The sequence below is a fragment of the Gilliamella sp. B3817 genome (genome assembly GCF_026536705.1).
Classification (GTDB): domain Bacteria; phylum Pseudomonadota; class Gammaproteobacteria; order Enterobacterales; family Orbaceae; genus Gilliamella; species Gilliamella apicola_I.
The window spans coordinates 1-16,285 of record NZ_JAFNNV010000009.1; the positions used below are offsets into that span (position 1 = coordinate 1).

The 16,285-nt window shown below is 35.0% G+C and carries 17 protein-coding genes and 1 pseudogene; 11 read left to right on the forward strand and 7 right to left on the reverse strand.

Annotation, left to right across the window (positions count from 1 at the left end; genetic code table 11):
* From J3U36_RS09625 to J3U36_RS09640, 4 genes and pseudogenes are all read right to left on the reverse strand, one after another.
* Positions 1-1,579, reverse strand: a pseudogene (locus J3U36_RS09625) (hypothetical protein); the annotation flags it as partial.
* Positions 1,580-1,820: 241 nt separating this feature from the next.
* The gene (locus J3U36_RS09630) at positions 1,821-2,366 is read right to left on the reverse strand and encodes a hypothetical protein (protein ID WP_267379091.1); all 546 of its coding nucleotides are present in this window, start codon (positions 2,364-2,366) and stop codon (positions 1,821-1,823) included.
* 365 nt (positions 2,367-2,731) lie between these two features.
* Entirely contained in the window at positions 2,732-3,802 is a 1,071-nt protein-coding gene (gene mltC, locus J3U36_RS09635) for a membrane-bound lytic murein transglycosylase MltC (RefSeq protein ID WP_267351928.1), read from the reverse strand.
* Between the two features lie 8 nt (positions 3,803-3,810).
* Entirely contained in the window at positions 3,811-4,080 is a 270-nt protein-coding gene (locus J3U36_RS09640; RefSeq protein WP_065559651.1) for an oxidative damage protection protein, read from the reverse strand.
* 208 nt (positions 4,081-4,288) lie between these two features.
* Here J3U36_RS09640 and J3U36_RS09645 point away from each other — a divergent pair, with 208 nt between their 5' ends.
* The 3 genes from J3U36_RS09645 (at position 4,289) to J3U36_RS09655 (ending at position 7,179) form a co-directional block, all read left to right on the forward strand.
* A complete protein-coding gene (locus J3U36_RS09645) occupies positions 4,289-5,500 on the forward strand; it encodes an aspartate aminotransferase family protein (RefSeq protein WP_267379088.1) in 1,212 nt (403 codons plus the stop codon).
* Positions 5,501-5,568: 68 nt separating this feature from the next.
* Positions 5,569-6,180: a ribosome biogenesis GTP-binding protein YihA/YsxC gene (gene yihA / locus J3U36_RS09650; protein ID WP_065559653.1), complete on the forward strand. Its 612-nt coding sequence runs from the start codon at positions 5,569-5,571 to the stop codon at positions 6,178-6,180.
* A gap of 12 nt (positions 6,181-6,192) precedes the next feature.
* The gene (locus J3U36_RS09655) at positions 6,193-7,179 is read left to right on the forward strand and encodes a serine/threonine protein kinase (RefSeq protein ID WP_267379085.1); all 987 of its coding nucleotides are present in this window, start codon (positions 6,193-6,195) and stop codon (positions 7,177-7,179) included.
* Between the two features lie 24 nt (positions 7,180-7,203).
* Here the strand turns inward: J3U36_RS09655 and J3U36_RS09660 are convergent, their stop codons facing one another.
* Complete coding sequence (locus J3U36_RS09660; protein ID WP_267379082.1) at positions 7,204-7,503, reverse strand: GIY-YIG nuclease family protein; 300 nt, start codon at positions 7,501-7,503, stop codon at positions 7,204-7,206.
* 188 nt (positions 7,504-7,691) lie between these two features.
* On the opposite strand from J3U36_RS09660, the gene J3U36_RS09665 reads away from it, so the two are divergent.
* The 7 genes from J3U36_RS09665 to rpmE all read left to right on the forward strand — a co-directional run bounded on the left by J3U36_RS09665 (position 7,692) and on the right by rpmE (position 13,788).
* Positions 7,692-8,396 (forward strand): lipopolysaccharide core heptose(II) kinase RfaY, encoded by a 705-nt coding sequence (locus tag J3U36_RS09665; protein WP_267351935.1) that lies wholly within the window; start codon positions 7,692-7,694, stop codon positions 8,394-8,396.
* Positions 8,397-8,578: 182 nt separating this feature from the next.
* Positions 8,579-9,163, forward strand: coding sequence for a hypothetical protein (locus J3U36_RS09670; RefSeq protein ID WP_267351936.1), 585 nt, complete (start codon positions 8,579-8,581; stop codon positions 9,161-9,163).
* A gap of 730 nt (positions 9,164-9,893) precedes the next feature.
* Positions 9,894-10,355 carry a DUF721 domain-containing protein gene (locus tag J3U36_RS09675; RefSeq protein WP_267351938.1) on the forward strand — a complete coding sequence of 154 codons (462 nt, stop codon included), beginning with the start codon at positions 9,894-9,896 and terminating at the stop codon, positions 10,353-10,355.
* A 61-nt stretch (positions 10,356-10,416) separates the two neighbouring features.
* Positions 10,417-10,818: a ZapG family protein gene (locus tag J3U36_RS09680; protein ID WP_065559659.1), complete on the forward strand. Its 402-nt coding sequence runs from the start codon at positions 10,417-10,419 to the stop codon at positions 10,816-10,818.
* Positions 10,819-10,890: 72 nt separating this feature from the next.
* On the forward strand, positions 10,891-12,264 hold the full coding sequence (locus J3U36_RS09685) for a Do family serine endopeptidase (RefSeq protein ID WP_324101220.1): 1,374 nt from the start codon (positions 10,891-10,893) through the stop codon (positions 12,262-12,264).
* 112 nt (positions 12,265-12,376) lie between these two features.
* Positions 12,377-13,429: an outer membrane-stress sensor serine endopeptidase DegS gene (gene degS / locus J3U36_RS09690; RefSeq protein WP_267351941.1), complete on the forward strand. Its 1,053-nt coding sequence runs from the start codon at positions 12,377-12,379 to the stop codon at positions 13,427-13,429.
* 143 nt (positions 13,430-13,572) lie between these two features.
* A complete protein-coding gene (gene rpmE, locus J3U36_RS09695; RefSeq protein WP_065559662.1) occupies positions 13,573-13,788 on the forward strand; it encodes a 50S ribosomal protein L31 in 216 nt (71 codons plus the stop codon).
* 106 nt (positions 13,789-13,894) lie between these two features.
* Here rpmE and metJ read toward each other — a convergent pair whose 3' ends face one another.
* Positions 13,895-14,212 (reverse strand): met regulon transcriptional regulator MetJ, encoded by a 318-nt coding sequence (gene metJ / locus J3U36_RS09700; RefSeq protein ID WP_065559663.1) that lies wholly within the window; start codon positions 14,210-14,212, stop codon positions 13,895-13,897.
* A gap of 174 nt (positions 14,213-14,386) precedes the next feature.
* Here metJ and metB point away from each other — a divergent pair, with 174 nt between their 5' ends.
* Entirely contained in the window at positions 14,387-15,571 is a 1,185-nt protein-coding gene (gene metB / locus J3U36_RS09705; RefSeq protein ID WP_267379078.1) for a cystathionine gamma-synthase, read from the forward strand.
* A 107-nt stretch (positions 15,572-15,678) separates the two neighbouring features.
* Here metB and citX read toward each other — a convergent pair whose 3' ends face one another.
* Positions 15,679-16,215 (reverse strand): citrate lyase holo-[acyl-carrier protein] synthase, encoded by a 537-nt coding sequence (citX, locus tag J3U36_RS09710; RefSeq protein ID WP_267379076.1) that lies wholly within the window; start codon positions 16,213-16,215, stop codon positions 15,679-15,681.
* Between the last annotated feature and the right edge of the window lie 70 nt (positions 16,216-16,285).

A 16,285-nucleotide genomic window follows, 5' to 3' on the forward strand; every position in this document is an offset into this window, starting at 1 on the left:
CCGTCATCGGCAGTGGCCTGGTTAAAAGTACCCGACCCTGAAACTGATTGACTTCATAGTCCACACCTTCCGTCAACGTCCCGGTACTCAGTACCCGACCCGTATTACGGTCACGTACCTCCATCGACAGCTTTAAACTCCCTTCAGTAATACGCTGATGTTTTAAAAAATACAAACTACCACCGGTCGAGGCTAACTCAACATGACTGCCCCGTGTTTCACCGTTCGATAAAAACACCGTCCCGTACGTGCGGGTATCACCATATCCGGTCACACCTTCACTTTCATGAGATAATTGTGCACCGTATAAACTGCGGTTAAAGTTAGCAAACTCATTGCCGGTAATCTGCGTGTTATAGTTACCCCATAACCCGTAACTTTTCCCTTTCTCTATTTTGAGATAAAACTTCCCTTCCGTATCCACATCCCGCTCAGTGGTCGAACCATCCCCATGAGTAGGGTAGTAAGCTTGCGGGTCGATTTCACGGATAAAACGGGTCGGGTCTTTTTCACCTAAATGACCGAACGCATTTTTCAGCCGGGTTTCCGTTGTGTCTAAATGGGCGGTAATGCGATAATCACCTTTGTTCGCTTTTAAGTAAAAAGCAACCCGTCCATCCCAGCTCCCTTTGCCGCTGTAGTGATGACTGTCTGCCTCTTCCAGTATGGATTGTCCGTCGCCACTGACATTGTTTTGCGCATACGTCACATCCACTATGCCCACATAGAAAAGGTCATCTTCCTGCTCCACCACCAGCTTTTCCTGCTGTGTGTGGGTCTGACCCTGCTCATCCTGCCAGCTTAAATCAAACTGATAATCACCCGGGGATAAAATTATCTCGCGCATGGCTCGACCATTGTCATCCACCACTAAGCGCTCACCATTGAGCATCACTGCTTTTTTATCTTCCAGTCCCGCCATTTGAATGACCACTTTACGGTCTTGTGCACTGGTGACGATGCCCTGATGGTTTATTCGGCTTTCACCAAAGCCCGGTATGGTGCTGTCTGATTTTAATTGGCCAAATAATAAATTCGACGAGGTAGATTGAAGGTTAGATTTGCTATAGGAAATAAAATCACTGTCGGTTTGTGCACTGCCATAACCTAATGTCTTAAAAAATGTCGCATAAACGTTATCTTTCAAACCGTCATAACTGGTGGTGGTTAAAATCGCTTTATACTCGCTGTCAATCGATAATGGCTCACCATTATCCGTATCGCCATTCCATAATACCGCTTCATAAGGGCTGATATCACTAAAACGTAACGTCTTTAAGGGATATTGGTTATCTAAATCAGATTGTCGGTAAATGGTGATTTGATATTCCGCAATTTTGGTTGGATAGTTGGTATAAACATAAAGCCCCATTGGTGTTGTAAATAATCCTTGTGAAGTTAACTTCACTTTAGGATTAAAGATACTTAAATTAAGCTTTTCTTTTGCATTAAACTCATCCCGGATAATGTTCAATTTGGGCACGTTATCCGTACCGGCATAAACACCATTTGAGCCGAGTAAAAAAGCAACACTTATCCCCAAACAAAGCGGATGTCGGGTCCAGTTATGTTTTTTCATCTAATTTATTTCCTTTCTTTTAATAGCTATTATTTTTATTTATTGTTAGTTCAGTTAAATGTCTTTTATTAACATCTATACCGATTATCGTTTTAAGTTAACATTTAATTAATAATTAATGATTTAAATAACATTTTAGTTTGAGACTTTTTGAGCTGACATAACATATTGATCGAATAAAACGATCAATAAATAATAAATTTTTGTCTTAAACTATCAAGATATCATCAAGTTAATATCTTTATGTGTATTTTTTATACGCTCTATCTTTTCGTTGAAATAAATTAGTTAGCAAATTGCTATCTTGCACAACACATTGACCTAAAATCTGAAAGGATGCCGCATTAACATTGTTTTTGAAAAGTCCGTATTGAGCAGCCGAGATTACACTGTATTTATTGTCTATTGATAATAGTTCTTTTATAACAGTAACAGTCTTTTCAAATAGCGCTGTAACAAAATGGCTATGACTGAAAAACAATGTTTCTAATTGACGGTGATTATCTAAATTAGGTTGCTGATATATCTCATTGTGAGATCCGACATTTTTAACCGGATAATTTGTATCTTTATAAAATCCCAAAGAAGCAAGAAATAACTTTTGTAAGGAGAGTCCAGAATGGTAGATGCCTGAGTTCAATTTTTCTGTTGTATTTAATTCATCATCAATAGATCTAAGCATGATTAAATTAGTCATTGTTTTAGCGAAAGCAAAAATTGATCCAAGCAAAATCAACAAACCTATTACCAGATCAGAAAAAATACGGAACCGTTTACATTTATTCATGAATTAGAATTTCCTTTCATTTTATTGCAACTCTGTTATTAAATTTAGGTTGATGACCTTAAACGATATAAAGAAAAGATAAAATTTACTAAAAATTTAATAGCTAAAACTTTACTATTATTTTCACTTATTCTAAGTTTAGGTTGAAACCGCATCAACTCCTTATTTGCTAAGAGTTGTAAGCGGTTAAACAGCAAATAAAACAGATTATTATCAATTTCAATTACCTTCACGGTAAGCTTTTTTTAAGAAGTGAAATTTAAAATTAACAAATCGGGATTAATTAAATAACTATTGTTTCTTTAATAAAGACCATCATAATATAAATAAATCAATATAATATGATGGCACGACTATTTTATATCCTACCTATTGTCTAATATACTACTGACTTTGATAAGATAGTTGCGAGACTCTTGTGAAACATGGGAAGTAACCAATTTTCGATATACTTGCTGTGGGGTCATAGAATTGATAATGTTAATCGCTTCGTTACGATCACTAGAGAAGGTACGAAGTACACTACCTGCACCACCATTATAAGATGTTATCATTGCGTATCTCAAAGAAATAGGATTATTAATCCCTGCTAGATATTTTGTTTTTAATAGTGATAAATAAGCGGTACCCATATCAACATTATTTTTAGGATCGAGTAAAAATTGCCTGCTAGGTTCCCCTGATTTTCCCCTTAATGAAAAAATATCGCGTCCAGCAGTATGTTGTTGAACTTGCATTAATCCAAGTGCATCACTACGGCTCACAGCATAGGGGTTAAATGCCGATTCAACTTCCATAATCGCTAAAATTAATCGTTCATCTATAAGGTAACGATTTGATGCTTCAATCACTAACGGTAAAAATTTTCTGGCGCGCTGATTGATATGATTAGGAACAAGTTTAATTTCAACATAAGTAATTTGATGAGAACCCGATGTGCGAACTTGCATATTATGAGCAAGAACATAGTCAGCAAAGTTATTGGCTCTACCACTCCAACGAATAGGTTGCATTTCTTGGTCAAGCACCTGATTATACAAAAAAGGCTCTTGTGACTGATCCTGCCCCATTTTACCATGACGAATAATATCATCTGGTTCTGGCATTAGTAGCGTTGAAACAATAGCATCTTTTAAACTGATTATGGGCATATCAGACAATGTTTCTATCGTAATCACCCCAGAAACAAAGTTAATATGAACTCGCGTTTCTAAATTATCCTCATATTGAACATAATCTTTAGGTCCCGCAATAAGCACCTCTTTGGGCCCCCATATTTGTTCAATATTATTAGCATATTGGCTGATTAAAATATTAAATGCATTGGTATCTTTAACATAATAATCTTCATTATCGAAATTTGCATTTTTACTAGGACAACCCGCTAAAAAACTTGCAGTAACAAATAATGTAATAATTTTTATGTTATTTTTCATGTGATTTCTCAATTTTGTGGTTTATAGCCATCAATAATGATATCTTCACCATCAAATAAAAATTTAACCATTTCATCTTCAATTTTTTTTCGATGTTCAGGATTCATCATATTGAGTTTATTTTCGTTGATTAACATGGTTTGTTTTTTAAGCCATTCTTGCCAAGCTAGTTTTGAAATTTCGTTATATATACGCTTGCCAAGCTCTCCCGGATATAGCTGAAAATCCAAACCTTCCGATTCTTCTTGTAAATAATGGCAAAATATAATGCGGCTCATATTAATCTTTTTCCAAATACAATTAAAAATAGTGTCCAATTATAACTGAAAACAATTATGTAAAAGAAGAAAATTATTCGGTCGCTATCCTGCGCAAAACTTTCAAACTGAATTTTAATTCAAATTAAATGAATAATTATTTACTTTACTAAACCTCTATTTGGCATAAAATAGATTGCAACATGTCAATATAGGTAAGGATGTAACAATGCAACATAACGTTTCTCGAGAATTGTTTGATAAAGTTATTTTACCCGTTTATTCACCCGCACAATTTATCCCCGTTAAAGGTGAAGGTAGCCGGATTTGGGATCAAAATGGCGTAGAGTACATCGATTTTGCTGGTGGCATTGCAGTCAACGCTTTAGGGCATTGCCACCCAAGATTAATCAAAGCATTACAAGAACAAAGTCAAAAATTGTGGCATGTCAGCAATGTGTTTACTAATGAACCGGCATTAATGCTTGCTCAAAAACTGATTGACCATACTTTTGCTGATCGCGTATTTTTTGCCAATTCAGGGGCGGAAGCCAATGAAGCAGCGTTCAAACTTGCTCGCTATTATGCCACAAAAAAGTTTCATCCTTATAAAACTAAAATTATTTCTTTTTACCAATCTTTTCATGGACGCACTTTTTTCACGGTTTCTGTTGGAGGTCAAGCAAAATATTCCGATGGATTTGGCCCTAAGCCAGCTGATATCGTTCATGTTCCGTTTAATGATCTTAATGCTGTTAAAGCGGTCATGGATGATCATACTTGTGCGGTCGTCCTTGAACCGGTACAAGGGGAAGGCGGCTTAGCATCGGCTACACCTGAATTTTTGAATGGTGTTAGGTTGCTTTGTGATGAATATAATGCCTTGCTAATATTTGATGAAGTTCAATGTGGCATGGGACGAACAGGCAGTTTATACACCTATCAACAATACAATGTGATACCGGATATTTTAACCTCCGCTAAAGCATTGGGTGGCGGATTCCCGATTAGTGCAATGTTAACCACCGATCAAGTATCCTCTGTGATGCATGTTGGTGTACATGGTACCACTTATGGTGGTAATCCTCTTGCTTGTGCAGTAGGCTGTGAAGCGTTTGATATTATCAATTCACCAGACGTGCTTTCAGGGATCGAAAAGCGTCGAGCAATATTTATTGCTAAACTGGAAGAAATTAATGACAAATTCAATGTGTTTAGAGAATATCGAGGAAAAGGGTTACTTATTGGCGCTGAATTACAACCTGAGTTTCATGACAAAGCTCGCGATTTTTTGAACGTCGCAACAGAATATAAAGTAATGATTTTAAATGCCGGTTCAAATGTATTACGTTTTACACCTTCACTGATTATATCAGAAGATGAAATCCAAGAAGGGATGAACCGATTTGCAAAAGCCGTTGAAAAAGTTGTCAATGCATAAGTTTTTCTATACAGTAACAGCATTTTAATCGATTAAATGCTGTCTACGCATTTATAGGATACTTATTTATGTACGATATTCGACCATTAAATTATGCAAAAACTAAATTTATATTAAGTGCACCAGATATTTCACATTTGCCCTTTGACGGTGGTGTAGAAGTCGCATTTGCCGGTCGCTCAAATGCAGGAAAATCGAGTGCGCTTAATACGCTGACTAACCAAAAAGGGTTGGCCAGAACCAGTAAAACACCGGGGCGGACTCAGCTTATTAATCTTTTTGAAGTCGAGCCTAATTGTCGGTTGGTTGACTTGCCAGGATATGGTTATGCGCAAGTGCCAGAAACAATCAAGCGAAAATGGCAGAAGTCATTAGGGGAATACCTACAAAAACGTGAAAGCCTTAAAGGTTTAGTGATATTAATGGATATAAGACATCCTTTAAAAGATTTAGATCAACAGATGATTGAATGGGCGGTATCGGTGAACATTCCCGTCATGTTGTTATTGACCAAAGCAGATAAGCTGGCGTCTGGAGCGCTCAAAAAACAAGTTAATATGGTCAAAGAAGCCATCTTACCTTTTCAAGGTGATATTACAGTATCCCCTTTCTCATCACCAAAACGTATTGGTCTTGAACCATTAAAATGGCAATTAAACGAATGGTTTAACCAACAATAAAAGAGAAAATTAATGAATCATCCTGCTTTTTCATTCCAGACGCTATCCCCTGAATTTATTCTTGATTGTTTGTTGTCTCTCGGGATACGTGTTGATTCGGGTTTAATAGCATTAAATAGCTATGAAAATCGTGTCTACCAATTTATGGATGAAGAGCGAATACGTTATGTTGTTAAGTTTTACCGTCCACATCGCTGGAATCGAGAGCAAATTCTTGAGGAGCATCAATTTACCCAAGCATTATTTGATGCTGAAATCCCTGTTGTTACGCCTATAATAGTCAATAACAACACTCTGCATGAATATCAAGGTTATTTGTTCTCGCTTTTTCCAAGTATAGGCGGCAGACAATACGAATCTGATAACATTGAACAAATGGAGTCAGTCTCACTGTTATTAGGACGAATGCATCAAATTGGCGCTCAAAAAAACTTTATACACCGACCGACAATCGGTCTTGAGGAGTACCTTTATCAGCCTCAAGAGGTACTTTTATCTTGTCAGTTTATTCCTAAAAATATTCATTCAGTGCTTAGAACAAACCTGACACACCTAATTAAAGCCGTTGAACAACATTGGCACAATGATTGGCAATGCATCCGTTTACATGGTGATTGTCATATTGGTAATATATTATGGCGAGACCAAGCCATACTTGTCGATTTTGATGATGCACGTAATGGCCCTGCAATTCAAGATTTATGGATGTTACTAAATGGTAATCGTCAAGAACAACGTCTACAACTTGATACGTTAATAGAAATGTATCAAGAGTTTAACGATTTTGATAGTCAACAAATTAAATTAATTGAGCCATTAAGAGCAATGAGAATGGTTCATTATCTGGCTTGGATTATTACACGTTGGCAAGACCCGGCTTTTACTGCTGCTTTTCCTTGGATCACAGATGTTGATTTTTGGTATCAACAACTCAAGGAATTTGAACAGCAAACTAAAGCAATTTACTCACCACCTTTAGCATTGATGTCGGCATTTTGAATTATAAACTCATCTAAAAATAAATTATTTAGCAATGAATCTTGCCAATAATTCCGTTAAGTTAGGAGATTGTGCAATGAGTTTTTCTTTATGAGTCTTAGAAAGTTGTTTGATACGATACTCAAGCTTTAAAGCTGTGGATTTATCCCCAACATAAACTTGATAGACAAGCGTAAGATCTTGATGACCTTTCAAATATTTAGCTCCTTGACCAGTTTGATGTTGATGTAAACGTCGACTTATATCTGTAGTAATACCGGTATAGAATGTTTGATTAGCCGTTTTAATAATATAGAGAAACCAAACTGATGACTTATTTAGCATAGTAAACAATAGCAGTTAACGTATTTATCAATAATTTTCAATTATAAGAAAACATTTTAATCAGCGCAAAATTTTGATGATTATAATTAGGTTATGTAAACGTTATAATTATCATCGTTTCATTTACTTTAAGATAGATAGTGTTTAAGATAAACCAATTGTGTTGTTGTATGTTGGAGCCAAGTAATTTGAATAACTTTGCAAATATAATTGAAACTGAACGTGGTGATATGAAGTTCGCTTACGTCCAAAATGATGAAATTGACTATCTTGAACTGTTTGATCACTTTCTGGCAGAGGAAGGTCACCATGAATTACTGGATCCTAGTGATCGTATTGAAAGATATACTTATTTAATTAATCATAATCAAAGCAAATTTATTTTTAAAATTGATGGTGGCGTTGAAAATCGTTTGGAACGTCGACTGATTGCCAAAATAACCGGTGATTTTTATTTCAATTTAATCCATAAATTAGCTAAAATTTCGCAGGATAAATGCGACATAGCTTATGAGCTTTATTTAGTCGCATTCGATAAAAAAACTAAACGCCACTATATGATTTTTAATTTTATCGAAGGTCGTTCATTAACAAGGGACGAAATGAAATTACATGGCGAACAAGTCAAAAATTGTATCGAAAAACTTCATCATTATAATTTAGTCTCTAACGATGTGCATGGCGGTAATTTCATTTTAACGCCAGATGGCAAAATTAAAGCCATCGACTTAACAAATTCAGGGTTTATTTGGCTAACCAAAGCTAACGATGCCATAGAACTGCAAGAACGATTTAATATTAAGATTAAAGTTCCGGCTATGGCTATGGCAATTAAAAAATTCACCCATGGATTTAAACGATTATCACGAAAAATTCGTGGTAAAAAGGTTTAATATTATCTTAATGATGTGAGGTAATTATTTACCTCACTCGCATAACCTCTAAAATTGTTATTAATTTCCACATTTTTAACATTGGTTCTTTTCATTCAATTTTAAATATCAATTTATGGTTAATGTTTATCAATATGAGTAAACTAATCAATAAACCATTTAACACCTATGAGGAGCTAGCCATGAAAGCGTTTATAATTTTATTCACTCTTGTTGCTGTGCTAACGGGCTGTACATCGCCCAAAATGGCGTCGATTTATCAAACCCAAGGCGTCGAAATATCACAAAACGCATCGGGCGATGATATTCTCAATAAATATAGCAAAACAATACCAACCCAAAATCTTCATTCTTCCTTGTCGCTGTGTATTGCACAAGAACTCAATAATGGACCAGTTGTGCTAACAAACGAAAGTTATTTTGGATCACCTTGGTGGTATTCATACAACATCCCTAATCAACAATCGATCACAATAAATGGGGGTCAAACGATTAAGCTAGTTGAAGGAAATCATGTTGTTGCCAATGCCATAACCGACTATCATTATAACGCTAAATATTTTGTCAGTTATACTTTAACGGCTACTCACCATCAAAACAATATTCATTATCTATTTAGCAACATTAAACAGGCTCAACAATATACGGGTTCGACAGTAAATGATGGTTTTGAAAACGTTAAAACTTTACAACGATCACATCCTGACTTAGTTATCGATGCACTAAATAAAGAAATCAATAAAATTCAATCATGTTTATTAAAATAATAACACGTTTTATTTGAATTAAATTTTTCTAAACTTATTAAGTATTAAACCAAAATCACCGTATTTAATATTTTAGTGTCATTGAACAGAAATCATTAATATACGGTTTGAAATACAGGTTTTAGATCAGGACATAATTTAAAGCGAATATTTTAACAAACACAATTAAGATGCAAAAAACCAAAACAGTGACATAATACGATAACCCAATCGCTTCATACTATTTATACTTTTTCTGTTTAATTAAATTTTTTTAAGTTTTGTTATTAATTTTTATAATCGGCAATGATAATCTTATTTAAATTACAATCCACGTCATTTATTTACAATTTTCAACAATTTTTTATGTTTTAATTTGAAATATATCAAATTAAATTAGCGACATAAGTAATCTGTATCAATTATTTCTTTTAGTCATTTACTGCTTGGATATCTTTGTTAAAATAATAGTTATAAATGATGATTTCCTTTTTTATAAAACGATAATTATGCTATTACTTGAAATAAACGTTTTTAAACGGTGCTATTCCTTTAAAGTATCGACTTCAAAAACAAGTTGTTTATTTTCAGTATACTAGATTAACAATTTGAAAAAGATTTTTTAACTATCTGTAAATGTTTTTTTTTAGTAAGATATTTTTTATTAGATGCGCTAAATTATTTTAGTCATATATTGCGTATGTTTTTTAAACAGAGCAAAAGATCATAATGGAGAGCATGAGGTTAGCCTATGCGTGATAATGAACCACAAATACTTTCGTCAATTTTGACGCAAGATTCTTCTTTATTGCATATTCAAGAAAGAATATATGCGTTAAAGAAATTAGCTAATGTTGTATTTGATCTACTGCCTCCTCCGTTAAATGTTCAATGTCGGGTATCTAATTTTAGGCAAGGTATTCTCATTCTTGAAGTCAGTTCAGCGAGTTGGCTTACTCGGCTAAAATATGAACAAAGCAATTTATTAACCGGTATTCGCAAAAACCTATTGCCATCTTTAGCATCAATTCAATATCGTATTAATCCTGATATTGCTGCACCTTCATCCCAAAGGGTTAATCATTCGTCAAATGATGCTACAATGAACAGTACCATGACACAAATTAGTGCAACTTATTTATATGCATTAGCAGAAAATGCACCAAATAAACTAAAAAAACAATTGATTAAACTTGCTAACCATGCAAAATGATAACGAGCAAGTTTATATTAATTTTATATAATCAGACTATATAAAGTACAAGGAGTAATTTATGGAAAAAGACATCATCATTTATATTTTAATTGGATTAGTGATAGGCTTGATTGTTGGCGCTATTTTAATGAATGTGGTTAGTCCTAAAGCTCGTCAATATGCAAATACCAAACGAGAGCTTGATAAAGCACAAGAAGAGTTGAAAACTCAAAAACAAATGATTGCTCAACATTTTTCCCACAGTGCTGAAATCTTAGATAATATGGCTAAAGAGTTTAGACGTCTTTATCAACATATGGCAGAAAATTCGCAACAGATTATTGGTAGCGAAAATATGCCTAATCTTAGTCTTGATGAAAATAATTCTGACAGTAGCCCAAAACTAGTTTTAGAAAAGCAACCTAAAGATTATTCTGATAATCCTTCAAATTTATTTAAAACGGATGATCAACGGTCTTAATACGAATTCACTAGTAAACGCTAGTACAAGTTTCTATTATTTTTAAATTATTCGAAAAGCGAGAGTTGTAAAATGAACAATTCAGTAAAAAAACAAAAAAAACTATTAAGTGTTATTGCTTTAAGTATAAGTATAAGTTTATCGATGTTTTCAAATGCTTATGCTGCTTTTCCATCGATACCTACCGATAATAATACTGAAAAACCGAGTTTGGCTCCAATGCTAGAAACAGTATTACCGTCTGTTGTTAGCATTAAAGTTGAAGGTGTTGCTCAGATGCAAAATAACATGCCAGAGGAATTTAGACGTTTCTTTGGTTATCCTGACAGTCAATCGAGAGCGTTTACTGGTCAAGGTTCTGGTGTCATTATTGATGCTGAAAAAGGCTACGTAGTAACCAATAATCATGTTATTGAAAATGCAGATAAAATCATTATTTCTTTAAATGATGGTCATGAGTATCAAGCCAAATTAATTGGTAAAGATCAACAAAGTGATATTGCATTACTGCAAATTCAAGATGGTAAAAAATTAACCGCACTGAAACTCGCTGATTCGGATAAATTACGTGTTGGTGATTATGTTGTGGCAATTGGTAATCCTTTTGGAATTGGTCAAACGGTTACTTCGGGTATTATTTCCGCGCTTGCTCGTAGTGGACTTAGTATGAATGGTTTTGAGAATTTTATTCAAACAGATGCGTCAATTAATCGAGGCAATTCTGGTGGAGCCTTGGTCAATTTAAATGGTGAATTAGTTGGAATTAATACCGCCATTATTGCACCTAGTGGTGGAAATGTAGGTATCGGTTTTGCGATTCCAAGTAATATGGTGAAAAATTTAACTTCGCAATTAATTGAATTTGGCGAAGTCAAACGGGGTGTATTAGGTATAAAAGGGAATGAATTAACTTCTGATATTGCAAAGGCGTTTGATCTCGAAATTCAAAAAGGCGCATTTGTTAGTGAAGTTATCGATGACTCGGCCGCAAAGGAAGCCGGTATTAAATCTGGCGATGTGATTGTGTCAATGGATGGAAAACCCGTTGATAGTTTTGCCGAATTACGAGCTAAAATTGCTACCGCTGGTGTTGGACGAACTGTTGAATTAGGTTTAATTCGTGACGGCAAAAATCTAACCGTTAGTGTAAAATTAAAAAATAGCGACGAATCGACGACCGAAGCAAAATCTTTACACGCTTCCCTTGACGGCGCTATATTAACTAATGGTGAAATTAAAGGACAAAAAGGTGTAATTATTGAGAGCATTGCTAAAAATTCACCTGCATCAAGTTTAAGCCTGCAAGAAGGCGACCTTATCACGGGTGTAAATAAAACACGTGTCAACAATATTGCGGATCTTCGCAAAATTATTGACAGCAAACCATCTGCAATTGCGCTAAATATTGTTCGGGGTGATAGCCGTTTATATTTAATTTTACGCTAATTCCTGAATAAATTTTTTTTCGTCGATGCTTTTGTATCGACGAAAATCATTAATTTCAACATCTAGTCAGATGTGCTAAAATCTTCTTATCACCCTTTACAATCAAATCATTATGCTTAAGAAAATTTTATGGCCTATATTGATTGGTACTGTTTTAGCGATAGTGCTATTGATTATATTTCCGACCTTGCGCAATGGAACACAATCAAACTTTTCAAGATCAATCTTTGATAACGAACCCATAAGTTATTCTGATGCTGTCAAAATTGCTGCACCCGCGGTTGTGAATATCTACAGCCGTTCAGTGAATGCAATGTCTCAACAATCGACAGATAACCCAATTACACCACTAGGTTCTGGGGTAATTATGAGTAAGCAGGGTTACATTATTACTAATTATCATGTTGTTGATGGTGCAGAACAAATTATCGTTGCTTTACAAGACGGACGAATTTTTGAAGCGCTAACTGTTGGTTCTGATAAACTGGTTGATATTGCAGTTCTTAAAATTGAAGCTACCAATATACCAACAATTCACATCAATCCTAACCGAGAACCAAAGATTGGAGACGTTGTTTTAGCTATTGGTAATCCATATAATATTGGGCAAACCATTACGCAAGGTATTATCAGTGCAACAGGACGTGATGGTTTAAGTCCTTATCGTCGACAAAACTTTATTCAAACTGATGCATCAATTAACCATGGTAATTCTGGAGGGGCACTCGTCAATACTAAAGGTGAATTAGTCGGAATTAACACCCTAACCTTTGCTAAAAATTTAGGAAATGAAGTACCCGAAGGTATCGGTTTTGCCATTCCAACGGCCTTAGCGGTAAAGATAATGAATAAATTGATTCAAGATGGCAAAATAATACGCGGTTATATTGGTATTGATGGATTAGAATTTACGCCTACTCGAAATCCAAGCGATATGCCGGTTGTTTTAGGTATTTTGGTTACTAATGCCGAAGGCCCCTCTTTACAAGCTGGGGTACAAACAGATGATATTTTAATTATGGTTGATAACAAGCCTGTAAAATCCATTATTCAAACAATGGATCAAATAGCCGAGTTGAAACCAGGCACAACCGTCCCCATAGTAGTATTGCGAAACGGTGAAAAGGTTGAGTTACAAGTAACTATTGGTCAGTTACCTGTTTAAACAAGGCTTTTATTGCTTGATTACCAGCAGTTTAAAGCGTATAATTCGCAACCTTAATCATGTTTTTTAACACTCGTATGGTGTATAGACTTTGCTTTCACAGCCGTTTATATAGCGATACGAACCAACTTTAGAGGTTTATTATGAAAGAAGGTATTCACCCAGAATATAAAGCAATTACAGCAACGTGTTCTTGCGGTAATGTTATCAAAACTCATTCAACTATTGGTCATGATATTCATCTTGACGTATGTGGTGAGTGTCACCCATTCTATACTGGTAAACAACGTGATGTTGCAACTGGTGGACGTGTGGATAAATTCAAACAACGTTTTTCAATGGTTGGCGGTAAAAAATAGTTTTTGTTGTAACGATTTTTTCGTTATTATCATAAAAAAAGGCGCTTTATGCGCCTTTTTTATATCCCTTCTCTAATGATACTGAACGATGATAACCATTTAATTTTTATTCATCAATCAGATCAGGATCAATACCTAAATCCCTCATCATTTTTTGAGCTTGCTGTGGAATACCATCTTCTCGATCCTTTTGTAAGTCTTCATCACATGGTAAAGGCTGCCCTGTATAAGCATGCAAAAAAGCTTCACAAAGAAGTTCACTATTGGTTGCATGACGCAAATTATTCACTTGTCGACGAGTACGTTCATCAGTCAATATCTTTAAGACTTTTAACGGAATTGAAACAGTAATTTTTTTTACTTGCTCACTTTTTTTACCGTGCTCTGCATAAGGGCTGATATAGTCGCCATTCCATTTCATCATTTTTCCACCAAATTACATCACAAATAATGTGGATAATTTTAACGTTTTTTTTGTTTTACTGCAATCTACACACCAAGATACTTAGACGTCTAGACATGTTGACGTCTTTATTAATTGTGTTATTCTTATACAACTGATATCTAAGAATAAATCAAGAGGTTTAGGAAGGTTATTATGGCTAATCAATCTAACAATCAAAGCCAATGTGCTAATTTAAATCAAGGGACGATTGCTGTCCGGGGTGGCTTAAATACTGATGATCAATACGGTAGTGTCGTTCCAGTGATTACACCTTCAACATGTTACCGCTATGAAGAGTTTGCAAAACCCAGAGAATTTGATTATGGTCGAAAATCAAATCCTAGCCGACGATTAGTTGAACAAACCGTCGCAAAATTGGAAGGTGGAGCCGATGCTATATTAACGAATTGTGGAATGTCAGCCATTCATTTAGTTAGCGTTGCATTATTATCCCCTAATGATTTAGTGGTTGCGCCTCATGATTGCTATGGTGGCAGTTATCGGTTATTTAACAGTTTAAGTGAACGAGGTCATTTTAAAGCAAAATTTGTTGATCAGTCCGATCCTGTTGCATTGAAAGAAGCGTTAAATCTGCGTCCTAAATTAGTCTTAATTGAATCACCAAGTAATCCTCTTTTGCGTGTTGTCGATATTCAAGCGATCACTCGCCAAGCACATGAAGTGGGTGCAATTGTACTTGTAGATAATACTTTTATGACACCTATTCTACAAAAGCCATTAGAACTTGGAGCCGATATTGTCACCCATTCTTGTACCAAATTTTTAAATGGTCATTCCGATTTATTGGCTGGTATTTTAGTCTTCAAAGATCAAAAATTAGCAACAGATGTCTTATGGTGGGCAAACAACATTGGAACGTTAACATCATCGTTTGATAGCTACTTATTATTGCGTGGATTACGTACTTTAGCTGCTCGAGTCAAACTACAACAAGACAATGCTAAACAGGTAGTTGAGTTTTTAGTGAATCATCCTAAAATTGCTAAAGTTTTCCATCCATCTTTACCGTCTAATCTTGGTCACGATATTGCTAAAAAACAGCAAAAAGGATTTGGCTCTCTTTTAAGTTTTGAATTGGTCGGCAATGCTGATGTTATGCCTAAATTTTTAAAAGCGCTGAATATATTTACCTTGGCACAATCATTAGGTGGAGTTGAAAGCTTAGTCTGTCACCCTGCAACGATGACCCATTCAGGAATTAGTGCCGAAGCTCGTAAGACGGCTGGCATTTCCGATCAACTATTACGCATTTCAGTTGGATTAGAAGATATCGATGATTTAATCGGTGATTTAGAACAAGCATTAGCGACTATTTAGCTTTAATTATTCAATTAAATTATGGGTTGATGATTTCCACTATTATAATCTTTTTCATCAATCCTTTTAAGATTTAATTAATTGATTTTGATAATGAATTTTAAATCTTATTTGCCGTAATGGATAATTTTATTTTGAATTGCGGTAAATATCTCATCAAGTGAGTGTCGTTTAGCTCGTCCGCAAATTTTTGCTACTTCATCACACACTAGACATTGCCTTGGATGTTGTTCAAATTGAGCTCGAGAAAGGCTCTGTTGGGTAGTGGGATCAATAACATCAATATCCCATAATCGTCCTAAAGGATGATTATCTTCAATATCAATACAAAATTGTTTTAACTTTGCTGTTTGGCAAGCTACCGAAATAATCGCTTCAAACCCTGTGATTTGATGATAATGCTGTTCATTCACGATAGTAATATTGTTTGTACTCAAACAGTGATGTAATGCTTGGATCGCTTGATTAAATAGATAATGTGCTCCACTACTATTTTTAATAGCCCCTGGAATAACCAAACAAAGTGAGATGATTGGTTGTTGATAGTGTGTGATTGCAAAAAGTTGATTGGCAACTCGTTTTTCTTTCGCAAGTAACATCTGTTCAAGCGTGATTGGTGTACCATCATCAAATTTTACTATCATTGTGGTCTTGTCTGCTATTTAGATAAAAGAAGGCAATAGCATGTCATCATGTCATGCTATTGCAAGTTAG

Excerpts from the sequence above, each read along its gene's own strand:
- metB (WP_267379078.1), top strand. The coding sequence starts at position 14,387 with ATGGCTAATCAATCTAACAATCAAAGCCAATGTGCTAATTTAAATCAA.
- citX (WP_267379076.1), bottom strand. The coding sequence starts at position 16,215 with ATGATAGTAAAATTTGATGATGGTACACCAATCACGCTTGAACAGATG.
- mltC (WP_267351928.1), bottom strand. The coding sequence starts at position 3,802 with ATGAAAAATAACATAAAAATTATTACATTATTTGTTACTGCAAGTTTT.
- J3U36_RS09655 (WP_267379085.1), top strand. The coding sequence starts at position 6,193 with ATGAATCATCCTGCTTTTTCATTCCAGACGCTATCCCCTGAATTTATT.
- yihA (WP_065559653.1), top strand. The coding sequence starts at position 5,569 with ATGTACGATATTCGACCATTAAATTATGCAAAAACTAAATTTATATTA.
- J3U36_RS09640 (WP_065559651.1), bottom strand. The coding sequence starts at position 4,080 with ATGAGCCGCATTATATTTTGCCATTATTTACAAGAAGAATCGGAAGGT.
- J3U36_RS09685 (WP_324101220.1), top strand. The coding sequence starts at position 10,891 with ATGAACAATTCAGTAAAAAAACAAAAAAAACTATTAAGTGTTATTGCT.
- metJ (WP_065559663.1), bottom strand. The coding sequence starts at position 14,212 with ATGATGAAATGGAATGGCGACTATATCAGCCCTTATGCAGAGCACGGT.
- degS (WP_267351941.1), top strand. The coding sequence starts at position 12,377 with ATGCTTAAGAAAATTTTATGGCCTATATTGATTGGTACTGTTTTAGCG.
- J3U36_RS09660 (WP_267379082.1), bottom strand. The coding sequence starts at position 7,503 with ATGCTAAATAAGTCATCAGTTTGGTTTCTCTATATTATTAAAACGGCT.
- J3U36_RS09675 (WP_267351938.1), top strand. The coding sequence starts at position 9,894 with ATGCGTGATAATGAACCACAAATACTTTCGTCAATTTTGACGCAAGAT.
- J3U36_RS09670 (WP_267351936.1), top strand. The coding sequence starts at position 8,579 with ATGAAAGCGTTTATAATTTTATTCACTCTTGTTGCTGTGCTAACGGGC.
- rpmE (WP_065559662.1), top strand. The coding sequence starts at position 13,573 with ATGAAAGAAGGTATTCACCCAGAATATAAAGCAATTACAGCAACGTGT.
- J3U36_RS09630 (WP_267379091.1), bottom strand. The coding sequence starts at position 2,366 with ATGAATAAATGTAAACGGTTCCGTATTTTTTCTGATCTGGTAATAGGT.
- J3U36_RS09680 (WP_065559659.1), top strand. The coding sequence starts at position 10,417 with ATGGAAAAAGACATCATCATTTATATTTTAATTGGATTAGTGATAGGC.
- J3U36_RS09645 (WP_267379088.1), top strand. The coding sequence starts at position 4,289 with ATGCAACATAACGTTTCTCGAGAATTGTTTGATAAAGTTATTTTACCC.